This window comes from Cupriavidus metallidurans CH34 (assembly GCF_000196015.1).
Taxonomy (GTDB): domain Bacteria; phylum Pseudomonadota; class Gammaproteobacteria; order Burkholderiales; family Burkholderiaceae; genus Cupriavidus; species Cupriavidus metallidurans.
This window is the reverse complement of record NC_007973.1, coordinates 2449284-2463901: the sequence shown is the minus strand read 5'-3', so window position 1 is coordinate 2463901 and position 14618 is coordinate 2449284. Positions and strand designations below refer to the sequence as shown.

Annotated in this window: 15 protein-coding genes; 7 read left to right on the top strand and 8 right to left on the bottom strand. The window is 65.7% G+C overall.

Features of this window, described 5'->3' with window-relative positions:
• Positions 1-23: 23 nt before the first annotated feature.
• The gene (locus RMET_RS11285) at positions 24-299 is read left to right on the top strand and encodes a hypothetical protein (RefSeq protein ID WP_011516950.1); all 276 of its coding nucleotides are present in this window, start codon (positions 24-26) and stop codon (positions 297-299) included.
• Between the two features lie 15 nt (positions 300-314).
• On the opposite strand, the gene RMET_RS11280 is transcribed toward RMET_RS11285, so the two are convergent.
• From RMET_RS11280 to RMET_RS11265, 4 genes are all read right to left on the bottom strand, one after another.
• Complete coding sequence (locus RMET_RS11280; RefSeq protein WP_049799742.1) at positions 315-2867, bottom strand: EAL domain-containing protein; 2553 nt, start codon at positions 2865-2867, stop codon at positions 315-317.
• A 285-nt stretch (positions 2868-3152) separates the two neighbouring features.
• Positions 3153-3656, bottom strand: coding sequence for an OmpA family protein (locus RMET_RS11275; protein ID WP_008651927.1), 504 nt, complete (start codon positions 3654-3656; stop codon positions 3153-3155).
• 9 nt (positions 3657-3665) lie between these two features.
• Positions 3666-4946 (bottom strand): diguanylate cyclase domain-containing protein, encoded by a 1281-nt coding sequence (locus tag RMET_RS11270; RefSeq protein ID WP_011516948.1) that lies wholly within the window; start codon positions 4944-4946, stop codon positions 3666-3668.
• A complete protein-coding gene (locus RMET_RS11265; RefSeq protein ID WP_011516947.1) occupies positions 4943-5593 on the bottom strand; it encodes a YfiR family protein in 651 nt (216 codons plus the stop codon). The genes RMET_RS11270 and RMET_RS11265 overlap by 4 nt, the downstream gene beginning before the upstream one ends.
• Positions 5594-5767: 174 nt before the next feature.
• On the opposite strand from RMET_RS11265, the gene RMET_RS11260 reads away from it, so the two are divergent.
• The 3 genes from RMET_RS11260 (at position 5768) to RMET_RS11250 (ending at position 6851) form a co-directional block, all read left to right on the top strand.
• Positions 5768-5971, top strand: a complete 204-nt coding sequence (locus tag RMET_RS11260) for a hypothetical protein (RefSeq protein ID WP_008651931.1) — start codon at positions 5768-5770, stop codon at positions 5969-5971.
• A 125-nt stretch (positions 5972-6096) separates the two neighbouring features.
• Positions 6097-6528, top strand: a complete 432-nt coding sequence (locus RMET_RS11255) for a YXWGXW repeat-containing protein (protein ID WP_011516946.1) — start codon at positions 6097-6099, stop codon at positions 6526-6528.
• 98 nt (positions 6529-6626) lie between these two features.
• Positions 6627-6851, top strand: coding sequence for a hypothetical protein (locus tag RMET_RS11250; protein WP_008651933.1), 225 nt, complete (start codon positions 6627-6629; stop codon positions 6849-6851).
• Between the two features lie 109 nt (positions 6852-6960).
• On the opposite strand, the gene RMET_RS11245 is transcribed toward RMET_RS11250, so the two are convergent.
• The 3 genes from RMET_RS11245 to glpK all read right to left on the bottom strand — a co-directional run bounded on the left by RMET_RS11245 (position 6961) and on the right by glpK (position 10579).
• Positions 6961-7344 (bottom strand): hypothetical protein, encoded by a 384-nt coding sequence (locus RMET_RS11245; protein ID WP_029307442.1) that lies wholly within the window; start codon positions 7342-7344, stop codon positions 6961-6963.
• Between the two features lie 78 nt (positions 7345-7422).
• On the bottom strand, positions 7423-9027 hold the full coding sequence (locus RMET_RS11240; RefSeq protein WP_041240229.1) for a glycerol-3-phosphate dehydrogenase/oxidase: 1605 nt from the start codon (positions 9025-9027) through the stop codon (positions 7423-7425).
• A 19-nt stretch (positions 9028-9046) separates the two neighbouring features.
• Positions 9047-10579, bottom strand: a complete 1533-nt coding sequence (gene glpK, locus RMET_RS11235) for a glycerol kinase GlpK (RefSeq protein WP_011516943.1) — start codon at positions 10577-10579, stop codon at positions 9047-9049.
• Positions 10580-10612: 33 nt separating this feature from the next.
• On the opposite strand from glpK, the gene RMET_RS11230 reads away from it, so the two are divergent.
• Positions 10613-11464 carry an NUDIX hydrolase gene (locus RMET_RS11230; protein WP_011516942.1) on the top strand — a complete coding sequence of 284 codons (852 nt, stop codon included), beginning with the start codon at positions 10613-10615 and terminating at the stop codon, positions 11462-11464.
• A 47-nt stretch (positions 11465-11511) separates the two neighbouring features.
• The gene (gene purU, locus RMET_RS11225) at positions 11512-12378 is read left to right on the top strand and encodes a formyltetrahydrofolate deformylase (protein ID WP_008641549.1); all 867 of its coding nucleotides are present in this window, start codon (positions 11512-11514) and stop codon (positions 12376-12378) included.
• 181 nt (positions 12379-12559) lie between these two features.
• Here the strand turns inward: purU and RMET_RS11220 are convergent, their stop codons facing one another.
• Positions 12560-13330 (bottom strand): DeoR/GlpR family DNA-binding transcription regulator, encoded by a 771-nt coding sequence (locus RMET_RS11220; protein WP_024570378.1) that lies wholly within the window; start codon positions 13328-13330, stop codon positions 12560-12562.
• Positions 13331-13492: 162 nt separating this feature from the next.
• On the opposite strand from RMET_RS11220, the gene RMET_RS11215 reads away from it, so the two are divergent.
• Positions 13493-14617, top strand: coding sequence for an ABC transporter ATP-binding protein (locus RMET_RS11215; protein WP_011516940.1), 1125 nt, complete (start codon positions 13493-13495; stop codon positions 14615-14617).
• Position 14618: the final 1 nt, after the last annotated feature.

Here is a 14618-nt window from a genome sequence, read left to right as displayed (position 1 = left end):
GAACCACCGAAAGGAGGCTGCTCATGGCCAAGCGCGAGCGCAGCCGGCATGCCATCAAGGAAGAGGTGAGCCGGCGCATTCATCAGATCGATGAGGTTGCCGACGATGGCGCGCATATCCGGGTGCCCGACCCCGAGCCGCACGAGCGCGACGCGCGGGGTCGCAACTGGGACATGGACTATTTCGGCAATGCGCGCGGATACGAGGCATCGATCCGCATCGTGGTCGATGAAGTACGCGACGAGTTTGATCTCGTCGACGATCCCGCAACAAGGGTGCCGAACCCGTTCGGCGACTGAGCGGGGGCGGAATCCCTAGTGCATCAACCCTGGCCAGGACGGTTGGGGTTGCCATCTCTCGATGGACGCGGCCGGCAGTGGCTGGGCGAACAGGAATCCCTGGCCTACGTGACAGCCTTGGTCGAGCAGGAACTGGCGCTGGAGTGCGCTGGTGACCCCCTCGGCCACCACGGTCAGATCCCGCGCGCGGCCAATCCGGATCACAGCCTCCACCAGGGTGCGCGTGGCCTCGCTGGTCTCCAGATCCACCAGGAAACTCCGGTCGAGTTTGATCTCGTCGACTGGCAATTGCATGAGCCGGCTCAGGCTCGAAAATCCCGTTCCAAAATCGTCGATCGACAGGCGCACGCCAAGCTTGCGCAGGGCTGCGATCGTGGCTTCCGCTTCGGAGGTGTGATCGAGGAACACGCTTTCCGTGATCTCGATGGTCAGTTCGCCGGCGGGCAGCGCGTGCGTTCGCAGGGCCTGCGCCACCACGTCCGGCAGCGCTGGGTCACGGATCGAAAGCGGCGAGAGGTTGACGGAGATGGCCGGCACCGCGGCGCCGCGCCGCCGCCAGCGTGCCTGCTGTGCACATGCTTCGCGCACGGCCCAGTATCCGAGCGCCACGATCAATCCGGATTCTTCGGCCAGCGGCACGAACACCGTGGGCGCGATGTCGCCGCGGTGCGGATGCGGCCAGCGCGCCAGCGCTTCCACCGCCCAAAGGTTGCCCGAAGCCAGATGGATCTGAGGCTGGTAGCGCATCTGCAACTGGCCACTGCCGATGGCTTCGCGCAGCTCGCATTCGAGCATGCGCCGATCGCCAAGGCGTCGCGCCAGCACGGTGTCATACACACAGATCTGGTTGCCGAGGTCCGGGCCACTGCGCTTCCTGGCCTGGCAGACCGCAAGGTCGGCATGATGCAGCAGCGTTTCTCGGTCGCGCGTCTGCTCGGTCAGCATGCTGATGCCGATGCTGGCTGAAGGCGAAGGGCTCAGGCCGTGTGCGACGGTAATCGGCGGATCGAGCGCGCGCAGCAGCTCATCGGCGATGGCCAGGGCCTCGGCATGTCCGTGGCCCGGTAGCAGTACGGCGAACTCATCTCCTGACAACCGGCCGACGGTGGCATCCCGCGCGTGTTCGGCAGTGGCGAACTGCAGCCGTGATGCCACTTCGATCAGAAAGCGGTCGCCGGCGCCGTGACCCTGCACGTCGTTGACGCGCTTGAAGTTGTTCAGATTGATGAACAGCAGGGCGAGCGGGGTGCCATGGGCGTTGGCGCGCGCCACGGCATCGTCGGCGCGGGACAGCAGCAACTGGCGATTCGGCAGGCCGGTCAGCGCGTCGTAGTACGCCAGGCGGTGGATGCGCTCCTGCGTCTGGTCGCGCACCAGCGCCAGCGCGCAGAGGTCGGCGGCAACACCCACAAGGTTTTCGTGGAACCCGTCCGGCAGGCGTGGCTCGTTGAAGCACAGCGCGAAGGTGCCCAGCACACGCCCGTCGGCGGCACGCACGGGGGTGGACCAGGTGGCGGCCATGCCGGCGGCAAGCGCCGTTTCGCGTAGCGTTTCGCAGCGCGGATCCTGAGCGATGTCTTCTACGGCCACGGCGTGGCCGAGAAAAGCCGCCGCGCCGCAGGAGCCCGACTGCAGGCCGATCTGCAGGCTGTCGAATGCGGCAAGCAGATCGGGGGTGGCCGATGGCATCGCCACCAGCCGCAAATGGCCGTTGGAGGCGCGCATGACAGCGGCCTTCGTGCCCGGTGCCATTCTTTCCACGCGACGGCACAGATCATTCATGATCTGCGCGGTCGGCAGGTCGCGCGCCAGGGCGTCCAGCGTGCGGTGCTGGATCGATTCGCGTACCTTGGTTGCCGTGATGTCGGTCAGGACCCAGACCGTGTTGACCAGTCCGCCACTTTGCGTCGACGCCATGATCGGACTGACCGCGACCGATAGCCAGCGCGGCTGCCCGCTCTTGTCGGGCACCAGTGCTTCATTGCGCAGCGGCAGGCCGGCCGCCAGCGGCGCCAGCAACGAAGGGATCTGCTCCGGCCGCGCGTTGATCGGCATTAGCAGATCCTGCCAGCGGCGGCCTACCGCCTGATGCCTCGCGTAGCCGAGCAGACGCGTGAAGCCACCGTTCAGGTGGCAGATCGTGCCGTGGGCGTCGGTGATCATGACCGGGTTTTCGGCGTGGTCGAGGCACAGCGAGAGCATACGCAGCCCCGGCGGGCTCAACGTGGCGCCGGGCTCGTTGCCGGTGCTGGCGTCGTCATGCAGGAAAGCGGCGAACTGCTTCGCAGGCGCTCCTGGGTTGGAGTCGCCGTCCGTGCCGAAGATGGCGATGTGCAGCCGCACATGACGCAGGGTGCCATCGGCGCGTGCGATGGCGAGGTTCTGACCGCTCTGGCCATTGGCCACGCGCAGATCGCCAAGCGCCAGGACGGACGCGCACTGGCCTAGCACGGTGGTTCGTTCCAGACCCCACAATGCCTCCGCTGCGGCATTGAAGAGGGTGATCTGGTTGCGTGCGTCGACCGCGACCACGGCATCGATCGCCTGTTCCAGCGCCTGGGTACGCATTATTTTTTGACTATCTCGTTCTTGTCGGGTGTTACGTGCGCGACCAGGTGTTGCCTGGTCTCTCCCCATCGACCTGATCGACTGATCGACGTGCACACCACGCGAGTGTACGACCGTTCCACTGCGCCCGTGGGCAGGGTTTGTCCGGCCTTCTGTCGTTGGCCGATCCACCGCAAACCAAGGCTGGGCGGGCCTGGGGACATGGGCAAAGGGCGAGAAAGGCGCTTTCGCTGCGGCCTGATTGTCTCGGCACGCCAGAATTAGAGTGTTTCTTCGGAACAGGGTCTATTCGACCGTGACAATGATCGCCACGCGGCGGTTCTCCGCGCGCCCCAGCGCCGTGCCGTTGTCGGCGATGGGGCGGGTCTTGCCGAATCCGCGCACATCGAGATGATCGCGTGCGAAACCGCAGGTGAGCAGCACGCGCGCCACAGCCTCGGCACGGCGCATGGAGAGTTGCTGGTTGTACTCGATCGTGCCGACGTTGTCGGTGTGGCCGTCCACGCGCAAGGCGTCGATGCCGGCATCCCGCAGCGTGCGCGCGACCCGGGCGAGGGCGTTCTGTTGCTCGGCCGAGACCGTGTCGTCGTCGAAGCCGAACAGCACCTTGTCCGGCATGACAAGTTCCCAGCCGTTGCCAGTCAGCATGAACCCCTGGTTCTTGAGCACGGCAATTTGCGCGGGTGTCAGCTTGTGGGCGGGGCTGGCGCAGCCGGACAGCGCCAGCGCGCCCAGACCGGCCAGTGTGGTCAGCAGGAAAGCGCGGCGGGGTCTGCTGGGCGCTCTCATGGTCGGCCTCTAGAGATGTGGCTCCGGTGGCGCGGACTCCGCGCTGTGCCAGGTGGCGCCGGACTGGCGCTTGGCCCCGTACATCGCGGCATCGGCGGAATGGAGCAGCGCCGTGCCGTTGCGGGCATGCAGCGGGTAGACCGCCAGGCCGATGCTGAGCGGCGCGAAGATGGTGGTGCCATCGGCCAGACACACAGGGGTGGCCATGGCGTTGAGGATGTGCTCGGCGATGCGAACCGCGTCCTCGGGCGCGCGGAGGGCGTTGACCAGCACGGCGAACTCGTCGCCGCCCAGTCGCGCCACGCTGTCGCCTTCGCGCAGGCAGCCGCGCAGGCGTTGACCGACGGCGACGAGCACGGCGTCGCCCGCCGCGTGGCCATAGCGGTCGTTGATACCCTTGAAGTCGTCGCTGTCGAGATAGAGCACGGCGGCATATTGATTGCGCGCCGCCGCAGTACGCACGGCGAGATCGAGCGCTTCAGTGAAGGCGGCGCGGTTGAGCAAGCCTGTCAGGCTGTCATGGCTGGCGCGGTGCGCCAGCGAACGGTTCTCGTGCTGAAGCTGGTTTTGCCAGGCCTCGAGTTCGTCCAGCAGGACGTTGAAGTCTTCGGACAGCGCATTCAGTTCCTCGATCCGCGCCGGTGGCATTCGCTGTCCAAACGCGCGTTCGGAACGCACCGCGTGGGCCACGCGCATCAGGTTGCGCAGGGGATTGACGACATCCCTGAGCATTCGGCGGGACATGTAGTGCGCCACCAGCGCCGTCAACAGCAGACAGGCTCCCAGGCCCAGCGTGCCTTGCAGCAGGAAGTGCAGGAGCGCCACCGGATCGCCTGCCACACGCACGCTGCCTACCTGCTGGGCTTCGTGAAGGATTGGCTGCTCGACGGCGCCCGATATCAGCAGGTCGCCGGCCACCCGGCGCAGCGCGGGGAATTGCTCGTGACCGGGGCGCTGCCACACGGTCATCGGCTGGTGGTCGCGGTCGTACACGATGACCCGCGTCACGTCCTCGGATGCGGCGATCACGGAAAGCGCATCGGCCGCGGCGGCGGCGTCGCCGAACACGACCGGCGCTTCCACCGTATAGGCGATCGAGCGCGCGACCAGCCGGAGGTTGTGATCCGCATAGACGCGCAGCGCGGTCAGCCCGAGCGCGGTCAGCGAGATGCCGACCGTGAACACGGCGATCAGCGCCACGCCAAGGTGGATGCGCCGCAGCGCGCGGTACAGCGTCGGGCGCTGTGGCACGGCGTCGTCGCGGGCGGGGGGGCGGCCGGGCCAGTTCATGATGCGGGCGTCCTGCGGCGGCCGAGCTGGAGCACACCGGGGTGGATATGAATCCCGCTGCGCGCGATGGCATCGAGATTGATCCGGAACGAAACTTGATTCTCGCGGAATGTCAGGCAAAACATGCTGCCAACTTCACATTCGAAATCTTCCTCGACGATCACCAGCACGGGCTTTCCCACCAGATCCGCCGTCAGCTTCTTGCGGCGAGCATCGGTCATGGCCCCCATATAGAGTGCGTCGCACTCGGGCGCGAGAGTGTCGGCAAGCGGATCGACGGAGCGTGCCTGGACCAGCCGGCCCGTGGATAGCGAGCCGCCTTCCATCAGCTTGCCGCCGTAACGCGCGTCCGTATCCACGCACAGCCTCAGCGTTTCGCGCTCGGCGGGCCAGCGCGCATAGCTCAGCAGGCTCATCACCATGCGGGCCACGGCTTCGGGGCGTGAAGCCGGTGCGACGGGGGCCGATACCGGGGCTGATGCAGGCGCTGCTGCGGTAACCGTGGAAGCGGCCATGGCTGCCGGCCACGTGCCGGGCGTGGCCAGCAGCAGAACCAGTGGCAGCGTCAGCGCGGAGCGCGGTCGGTGAGCGAAATTGGGCGTCAAGTACGGCAATTGGGGCGGCTGGCAGAGGGGTCCGGTGGACATCTGGTCAAGTGTCGGCACCGTTACAGAAAACTGTAGCCACTCTGGCTTATGTCCGCACCGGGCCAGATGTCTTAGATATAAGAGGATGAGGGGTGACGGAGGCGGCAGCCACCCATCCCGTGTGCTAGAGTTCCCGGACGCGTTTGTCTCGCTTGTTTCGACCGGAGGAGTCTCATGACGACCGAATCCAGACCGCAACTCAAGGCTTTCGTGCAGACCGCGCCACAGGCCGGGCGCTATGTGTGGGTAATCTCGCTGGTGGATTTCGGCGGGCAACAGATCCGGCGCACCATCGTGTCCGATGACACCTTCACGACATCCGACGCCGCCCGCGTAGCCGGTGATGCCGAACTCAAGGCGATGGCGGCGGACCACTAAGCGTTTCAGCCGGCTAGTGCAGCCTAGGTCGCGTGGTAATTTTCAGATACCCTTTCTTACATCACATTCCAGATGGCACCGATAGACTTCTTTCTATCGGTGCCAATTACAAAGAGAGGGTCCCTATGAAACGACAGCTTATCGTGCGCGCCTTTGCTGGCGCGGTTCTGCTTGGTTCGGCAGCGGCGCTGGCGCCGGCCGCCATGGCGCAGGTCAGCATCAATATCGGCATTGGCGTTCCGCCACCGGCCCCGGTCTATGAAGTCGTGCCGCCTCCGCGTGCTGGCTACGTCTGGGCGCCCGGCTACTGGGACTGGGACGACCACGGTCACAAGCATGCTTGGAAGAAGGGGCACTGGGTCGGCGAACGTCCCGGCTATGTTTATGAGCAGCCGCGCTGGGTTCGCGCCAGCAACGGCTGGGTGCTACAGCCCGAGCGCTGGAACCGCGGGCCGGGCCGAGGCGATGACGATGATCAGGGCCACGGTCACGACCATGACCGCGGCCGTGGCGGCTATCACTGCCCGCCCGGACACGCCAAGAAGGGCGAGTGCTGAGGATTGATCTCGATTCGTCGCGCCTCGCGATGCGGTGACAGCGGCGCGTGATGCCATGCTAGGATGCCCGGGCCAGAAAATTACCCGGAGATGCCGACATGTCCAAGCAGGTTTTCACGCGCGCGCAGTATCTCGATATTCTCAATGACAGTCTGCGCCGCCATCCAGGTTTCCAGCCCGGCATGGCGTTCGTTTTCCTGCCGCCGGGCGCCAGCGCCAGCCAGGCTTCGGGCGTGGGCTGCACCGGTCCGATGGAGGCGATGCCGATCTACTGCGAGATCGAGCGCGTGGCGTCGGGGCTGATCGAGGTCGAGCCGGCGTAGTGGCGAGCGTAGTGGCCGGTGTGACGGCTGGTGTGGCGACCATAGCGATAGGACAAAAGCAAAACAGGCACCCCTCGGGGTGCCTGTTTTGCTTTGTGGCGTGGCCTGCTTACGCCTCGTCTTCCTCGTCGTCAAGGAATTCGCGACGCAGCATCCAGTTGGCGATCGCTTCGTCGCAGACCTTCTTGAGCTTGCCCTTGTCTGGCAGCTTGTCGAACAGCTGAAAGTTCACCAGCGCCATGCCGATATCGGTGATGTAGAACATGCGGTCCGGCTCGTCGTGGTGGACGATGCGTCCGTCAATGCCCGAATCCTCACTGTCGGCGGGCATGTCCTCGAGTTCGACCACCCGGCACGTGAAGCGCGGGCTGCGGGTGTGGGTCAGATACTCGAATTCGTCGTGCATGACGTCGCCGCCCTTGTTGGCGATGACGGCGAAGCCCCAGATGAACCGGGGCATCGGCAGATCGGACAGATCGTCAATCTCGTCCATATCGTCCATGGTGTTCTCCCTGATGCGTTAACCGGCATTATCGCCCAAGTCCAGCACCATGAACGCAGGTATCGTCGATCATCCGAGCATATAGCCCCTGGCGAGCTTGCCGAAGTCCTCGAGTTCGCGTGCCTGCCAGGCCGAGTCGTGCGCGAGTTCCTCCGCCAGGATCGCCGCCACCCGGGGGGCGCCGTCCAGCGCAGCGCGGGCGTCCAGGAACAGCGCCCGATTGCGCCGCGCCAGCACGTCCTCAACGCGGCGGGCCAGCTCGTAGCGCGCCGCAAAGCGGACGTGGGCCTCGGTCAGGCCGGAGGCGGGCACGAGCACGTTGTCCGCGCCAGGCATCGCCTGAACCAGGGGGAGGTCGGCGCCGTAGTAGCGGTCGGGCGATCCGGTGCCCGAGGGCGGCAGGTCATTGGGCATGTTGGTCGCGCCGTGCAGCGGCAGGTCGGCCGTGCGGCAGGGCGCGGCGCGCAGCAACTGCCGCTGGATCGCGGTTTCCATCACGTCCTCGGCCATCTTGCGATACGTGGTCCATTTGCCGCCCGTGACCGTGATCAGTCCGGCTTTGGATACCAGGATCGTATGCTCGCGCGACAACGACGCGGTGGAGGCTTCTCCGGTGGCCTTCACCAGCGGACGCAGCCCCGCCCAGACGCTGGTCACGTCATCGCGGGTCGGGTCGCGGGCCAGGTAACGCGCGGCCGTTTCCAGGATGAAGTCGACGTCGTCGCTCGCTGCCCGGGGCTCCAGCGGTAGATCCTGGCGCGGGGTGTCGGTGGTGCCGACGATCGTGTGTCCGTTCCAGGGCACCAGGAACAGCACGCGGCCATCGTCGGTTTTCGGAATCAGGACTGCGCGATCGCCGGGCAGGAAGCTGCGCGGAATCGTCAAGTGAACGCCCTGGCTCGGCGCCACCATCCGCCGGGCCTGGCCGTCTTCCATCTGGCGCACGGCATCGACCCACACGCCGGTGGCGTTGATCACGCAATCCGCGCGCAGGTGGAACGTCTCCCCACCGATCACATCTTGTGCCGTGACGCCGGTGATGACGCCGTTGGACTGCGAGAGTCCGCTCACGCGCATGTAGTTGACCGCGGTGCCGCCCACATCGAACAGCGTGCGCATCAACGCCATCGCCAGCCGCGCGTCATCGAACTGGCCGTCGAAATACAGATTGCCACCGCGCAGCGGACGCCCGCCCACGTGCTCGGCCAGGGTTGGCGCGGCCTCGAGCGTTTCGTGATGGCTGAGCCAGCGGCTGCCGGAAAGGTTCAGGCCGCCTGCCAGCATGTCATAGAGCTTCAGGCCGATCCCGTAGAACGGCTGGTCGAACATCTGGTAGGCCGGCACGACGAAGCCAAGCGGCCACACCACGTGCGGTGCGTTGCGCGCGAGCAGGCCGCGTTCGTGCAGGGCCTCGCGCACCAGGCTGATGTTGCCTTGCGCCAGGTAGCGAACGCCGCCGTGCACGAGCTTGGTGGCCTTGCTCGACGTGCCCTTGGCGAAGTCGGCGGCTTCGAGCAGCAGCGTGCGGTAGCCACGCGAAGCAGCGTCGAGCGCGGTGCCCAGCCCGGTGGCGCCGCCGCCGATGACGATCACATCCCAGCGTGGCTCGCGCGCGAGCGTCTGAAGCAGGGTGTCGCGGGAGGGAGGGGCGATCGGAGTGACGGAAGTTTGCATGGGAAATTCGAATCTGGGTTCAGCGTGCGGCGTCATCGGACTCGCGCGCCCAGTCGCGGGCGCGGTCGACGGCGCGGTGCCAACGCGCAATGCGGCGTTCGCGTTCGTCGGCGGACAGCTTCGGCTCGAAGCGCTGCTCCACCTGCCACTGCCGCGTGATTTCTTCGGGGTCGGTCCAGTAACCAGTTGCCAGCCCGGCGAGATATGCCGCGCCTAGCGCGGTGGTTTCGGTCACGCGCGGCCGGACCACGACGGTGCCGAGCAGGTCGGCCTGCATCTGCATCAGCAGGTCGCTGCGCGAGGCACCGCCATCGACCCGGAGTTCGGCCAGCGAGATGCCGGCGTCCTTCTGCATGGCGTCGAGCACATCCACGCTCTGCAGCGCGATGGATTCGAGCGCGGCCCGGGCGATGTGCGGCCCGCCGGTACCGCGCGTGATGCCGACCAACGTGCCGCGTGCGAACGGATCCCAGTGCGGCGCGCCGAGGCCGGCGAATGCCGGCACCAGCACCACGCCGCCGGTGTCGGTGCACTGGCGGGCCAGAGGCTCTACCTCGGGGGCGCTGTGGATCAGCTTGAGGCCGTCGCGCAGCCACTGGATCGTCGCGCCGCCCATGAATACGCCGCCTTCCAGACAGTACTGGGTATTGCCGCCGATCTGCCAGCCGATGGTCGTGATCAGCCGGTTGTGCGATGTTACGGGTTTGTCGCCGGTGTTCATCAGGATGAAGCAGCCGGTGCCATAGGTGTTCTTGGCCATGCCCGGCCGCAGGCAAGCTTGGCCAAACGTGGCGGCCTGCTGGTCGCCGGCGATGCCGGCAATCGGAATCTCCACGCCGAACAGCCGTGCCGATGCGCGCGCGACCTCGCCGCTCGACGGCACCACTTCCGGCAGCAGGTTGCGCGGAATATCCAGCAGGCCCAGGAGTTCATCGTCCCAGCGGAAATCGTGGATGTTGAACAGCATCGTGCGCGAAGCATTGGAAACGTCGGTGACGTGCCGCGCACCATCGGTCAACTGCCAGATCAGCCAGCTATCGACGGTGCCAAAGGCCAACTCGCCGCGCTCGGCGCGTGCGCGGGCGCCCTCGTAGTTGTCGAGCATCCAGCGCAGTTTGGTGCCGGAGAAATAGGCGTCGACGATCAGTCCGGTCTTGCGCTGAAATGTCTCCGCGTGGCCCGCTGCCTGCAGGTCCTCGCACATCGGTGCGGTGCGGCGGTCTTGCCAGACCAGCGCGCGGCCCACCGGTTCACCGGTCTTGCGATCCCACAGCACCGTGGTTTCGCGCTGGTTCGTGATGCCGATGGCAGAAATCTGCGTGCCGCTGACGCCCGCGTCGCCCAGTACCTCGTGCGCCACGGCCAGTTGCGACTGCCAGATCTCATAGGGGTCGTGCTCGACGTGGCCGGGATGCGGATAATATTGCCGAAACTCACGCTGGGCGATGCGTACGACATTGCCCAGGTGATCGAACAGGATGGCGCGCGAACTGCTGGTGCCCTGATCCAGGGCCAGCACGTACTGCGGCTGATGAGATGTCGTGGATGTCATGCGTTCCATCCGGATGTGTTGAATTGAATAGCCATGGCCGAAACAGTTTCCCGCCCCGCCGATCCCGCCGATATCGTTAGCGTAGTCACTGCTGGCGTTGCCGCGCGCAGTCCGTTTGATCCCGTCTCCCACCTTCGCCTGATGGTCGATGGGCGGCACGTGGGCTGGCTGCCGCGCAAGCACGCTGACATCCTCGCGGGGTTTGATGGCGTGCTGGGCCAGCCCGACGGGCAGGGCGCCATCACGCTGCTGCCCGGCCGTACCACGGTGCCCGCGCGCAATGCAGCACTGGCGACGCTGGCCACCCAACTGGCCGATGCCGGCCATGTGCGCGGCTGGCGCAACGAACTGTTCGCGGTGACGCCGACGCTGGAAGCCGAGCCGCTGGCCGTGATCGAGCGCGCGGCAGCCCGCTTCCTGGGGCTGCTGACGTTCGCGTCGCACATGAACGGGATCGTGGCCGGCCAGCGGGCGCTGTGGATATCGCGCCGCAGCCCGCGCAAGGCGGTGGACCCGGGTATGTGGGACAACCTCGTAGCCGGTGGCATGCCGGCAGGCAGCGATCCGCTGGAAACGCTGGTGCGCGAATGCGACGAGGAATCGGGGATTCCGCCCGCGCTGGCCAGCCAGGCCGAGGCCCACGGGGTGATCGATGTGCTACGTGAAATCCCCGAAGGCGTGCAGTGGGAGCGTGTGTATGTATATGACCTCATGCTGCCGGCCGACTTCGTTCCCCATAACCGGGACGGTGAAGTGGCCGAGCACCGGCATATCGATCCGGAGGCATTGCTTGCTATCATGGCGGATTGCGCCATGACCGTCGATGCCACGCTGGTGACGCTGGATGCCCTCCGCCGACGCGGCTGGGCCGGTATCCAGCCCTGAATCGAGGCCTTCACGGTCCCGGCCCGCTCAATCCCGAATCGCTTACGATGAGTTCCACCGGATTTATCCTCACGCTTTCCTGCCCGGACCAGCCGGGCATCGTTCACGCCGTATCCGGCCTGCTGTTCCAGCACGGCTGCAATATCGTTGACTCCGACCAGTACGGTGATGCCTTCGCCGGCCGCTTCTTTATGCGCGTGCATTTCAGCGCCGCGCCGGGCGGCCCGGATCTGGCCGAGCTTCGTGCCGCGTTTGCCCCCGTGGGCGACCAGTTCGGCATGCAGTGGGAGGTGCACGACGCGACCGTGAAGCCGCGCGTGATGATCATGGTGTCGAAGATTGGCCACTGCCTGAACGACCTGCTGTTCCGCGCCAAGGTTGGCGGTCTGCCGGTGGAGATCGCGGCGATCGTCTCGAACCATCGTGACTTCTATCAGCTCGCCGCGTCGTACGACGTGCCGTTCTTCCATCTGCCGCTGATGAACGCATCGGCGGAGCAGAAGGCCGCGCAGGAAGCGCGCGTGTTTGAAGTCGTGCGCGAGCAGAATATCGACCTGGTCGTGCTGGCCCGCTACATGCAGGTGCTGTCCGATGACCTGTGCCGCAAGCTCCAGGGCCGCGCGATCAACATCCACCATTCGTTCCTGCCGAGCTTCAAGGGCGCCAAGCCTTACTACCAGGCGCATGACCGCGGCGTGAAGCTGATTGGCGCGACGGCCCACTACGTGACTGCCGACCTCGACGAAGGCCCGATCATCGAACAGGAGATCGAGCGCGTGGACCACAGCATGGATCCGGAGCAACTGACCGCCGTGGGTCGCGACGTCGAATGCGTGGCGCTGGCCCGCGCCGTCAAGTGGCATGCGGAACATCGGATTCTGCTGAACGGCCACAAGACGGTGGTGTTCAAGTAAGGACCGGAAACCGCAATGGTTTTCTCCCCTCTCCCGAACGGGGGAGAGGGGCGGAGAGAGGGACGGGGAGAAGGGCAGGCGGCTCAAATTGCGACCTGTGCTGATTGCTGCTACCCCAATGCCTTCTCCCAGAACCCCTTTCCCACAAGCGTGAGAAGGGAGCGCGAGACGTGAGCCCACCTCACTCCTGATCCGCGACCACACATTCCACCCCGCTTTCCTGCAGCATCGTGTCGAAAGGCGCGGGTAACGGCTCGTCCGTGAATAGCCGGTCGATGCTCGCGAGCGGCGCCAGTTCCACCATGGCTCGCCGGTTGAACTTGCTGGCGTCGGCCGCCAGCCAGATTTCGCGCGAGTGTTCCATGATCGTGCGAGACACCTTGACCTCGCGAAAATCATAGTCGCGCAGCGTGCCGTCGGCCTCGATGCCCGAGATGCCGATCAGGCCGATATCCACCTTGAACTGCCGGATAAATTCCACCGTAGCCTCGCCAACGATGCCGCGGTCGCGTGAACGCAGCACGCCACCGGCGACGATGACCTCGCAGTCGGGGTTGTCGGCCAGGATATTGGCCACGTTCAGGTTGTTCGTGATTACCCGCAAGCCCCGGTGATGGATCAGCGCGCGCGCCACTTCCTCCACCGTGGTGCCGATGTTCAGGATCAGCGAGCAGCCTTCCGGCACGGCAGCCGCCACCGCGCGCGCGATGCGCGCCTTACCCTCCGCGTTCAGCACCTGGCGTTGCCGGTAGGCAATGTTCTCGGTGGTCGATCCCTCTACCCGTACCCCGCCATGAAATCGGGCCAGCATGCCGTTCTCGGCCAGCAGGTTGACGTCCCGGCGCACCGTTTGCAGGGTCACGCCGAACTTGCGCGCGAGTTCGTCGATAGAGGCAAAGCCCTGCGTGCGGACTTCCTCGAGGAGTGCGGTCTGGCGTGGATTGAGCGTCATGTCCGGCATTCTAGTTCAAACAGAAACGAAAACAAATGATGCGGCGCAGTATTGTTTTGTGTTCGTTTTTGAGCTAAAACGAGCGGGTTGCTATGAAAAGTGCGCCTCAGCCGCAGGTTTTCGAAGTGGCTGAGCTGTCACAAGAAGAATATTGGAGACTGGATGCAGCTCAGCCTGGAAGGCATTGCGCAGCACGTGGGATCGCAAGCCTATCTTTACTCGATGTCGCTGGCCCCCGTGCCTGGCGCCGTCACGATCCTGCTGGGAACGACCCAGGCGGGCAAGACATCGCTGATGCGGGTCATGGCAGGGCTGGACAAGCCCACCGCGGGCCGCGTGCTGGTAGACGGCGCCGACGTGACCGGCGTGCCGGTGCGGGAACGCAACGTGTCGATGGTCTATCAGCAGTTCATCAACTACCCGTCGCTGCGCGTCTTCGACAACATTGCATCGCCGTTGCGGCTGCGGCGGGATCGCCAGGCTGACGTCGACGCGCGTGTTCGCTCGCTGGCGGGGCGCCTGCACATCGAACATCTGCTCGACCGGTATCCCTCGGAGCTATCTGGTGGCCAGCAGCAGCGTGTGGCCCTGGCCCGCGCGCTGGCCAAGAATGCGCCGCTGATGCTGCTCGATGAGCCCCTGGTCAACCTCGACTACAAGCTGCGCGAGGAACTGCGCGAGGAACTGACGCAACTCTTCGCGCAGGGCGATGCCACCGTGATTTACGCCACTACCGAGCCGGCCGAAGCGCTGCTGCTCGGTGGCCATACCGCCGTGCTCGACGCTGGCGAACTGCTTCAGTATGGCCCGACGCCGGAGGTGTTCCACTATCCGGCGTCACTGCGCGTGGCGCGCGCCTTCAGCGATCCGCCGATGAATCTTCTCGAAGGTGTGCTGGGGCATGGCCGCGTCGTGCTGGCCGGCAACATTTCCATCCCGATGCCGGACGTGGCCCATGCCGATGGGCCGGTAACGGTGGGCGTGCGTGCTGGCGCGCTGCGGCTCGACGCCGTGCCACAGGCTGTGGCCGTGCCGGGCAGGGTGGCGCTGGCTGAACTGTCGGGTTCGGATACGTTCGTGCATGTCGATACACCCGCCGGCAATCTGGTGGCCCAGCTTACCGGTGTGCGCGATCTCGAACTGGGCGCGCAGTTGTCGCTCCATATCGAGCCAGCGCAGATCTACCTGTTCAACGCGGACGGCGATCGCATACACGCGCCGCGCCGTCCAGGCATGTCGCCGGCATCGGCAGGCCCGGTCGCCGCGATTACCGAGTCGGGAGCCTGAT

Excerpts from the sequence above, each read along its gene's own strand:
- RMET_RS11285 (WP_011516950.1), top strand. The coding sequence starts at position 24 with ATGGCCAAGCGCGAGCGCAGCCGGCATGCCATCAAGGAAGAGGTGAGC.
- RMET_RS11280 (WP_049799742.1), bottom strand. The coding sequence starts at position 2,867 with ATGCGTACCCAGGCGCTGGAACAGGCGATCGATGCCGTGGTCGCGGTC.
- RMET_RS11275 (WP_008651927.1), bottom strand. The coding sequence starts at position 3,656 with ATGAGAGCGCCCAGCAGACCCCGCCGCGCTTTCCTGCTGACCACACTG.
- RMET_RS11270 (WP_011516948.1), bottom strand. The coding sequence starts at position 4,946 with ATGAACTGGCCCGGCCGCCCCCCCGCCCGCGACGACGCCGTGCCACAG.
- RMET_RS11265 (WP_011516947.1), bottom strand. The coding sequence starts at position 5,593 with ATGTCCACCGGACCCCTCTGCCAGCCGCCCCAATTGCCGTACTTGACG.
- RMET_RS11260 (WP_008651931.1), top strand. The coding sequence starts at position 5,768 with ATGACGACCGAATCCAGACCGCAACTCAAGGCTTTCGTGCAGACCGCG.
- RMET_RS11255 (WP_011516946.1), top strand. The coding sequence starts at position 6,097 with ATGAAACGACAGCTTATCGTGCGCGCCTTTGCTGGCGCGGTTCTGCTT.
- RMET_RS11250 (WP_008651933.1), top strand. The coding sequence starts at position 6,627 with ATGTCCAAGCAGGTTTTCACGCGCGCGCAGTATCTCGATATTCTCAAT.
- RMET_RS11245 (WP_029307442.1), bottom strand. The coding sequence starts at position 7,344 with ATGGACGAGATTGACGATCTGTCCGATCTGCCGATGCCCCGGTTCATC.
- RMET_RS11240 (WP_041240229.1), bottom strand. The coding sequence starts at position 9,027 with ATGCAAACTTCCGTCACTCCGATCGCCCCTCCCTCCCGCGACACCCTG.
- glpK (WP_011516943.1), bottom strand. The coding sequence starts at position 10,579 with ATGACATCCACGACATCTCATCAGCCGCAGTACGTGCTGGCCCTGGAT.
- RMET_RS11230 (WP_011516942.1), top strand. The coding sequence starts at position 10,613 with ATGGCCGAAACAGTTTCCCGCCCCGCCGATCCCGCCGATATCGTTAGC.
- purU (WP_008641549.1), top strand. The coding sequence starts at position 11,512 with ATGAGTTCCACCGGATTTATCCTCACGCTTTCCTGCCCGGACCAGCCG.
- RMET_RS11220 (WP_024570378.1), bottom strand. The coding sequence starts at position 13,330 with ATGACGCTCAATCCACGCCAGACCGCACTCCTCGAGGAAGTCCGCACG.
- RMET_RS11215 (WP_011516940.1), top strand. The coding sequence starts at position 13,493 with ATGCAGCTCAGCCTGGAAGGCATTGCGCAGCACGTGGGATCGCAAGCC.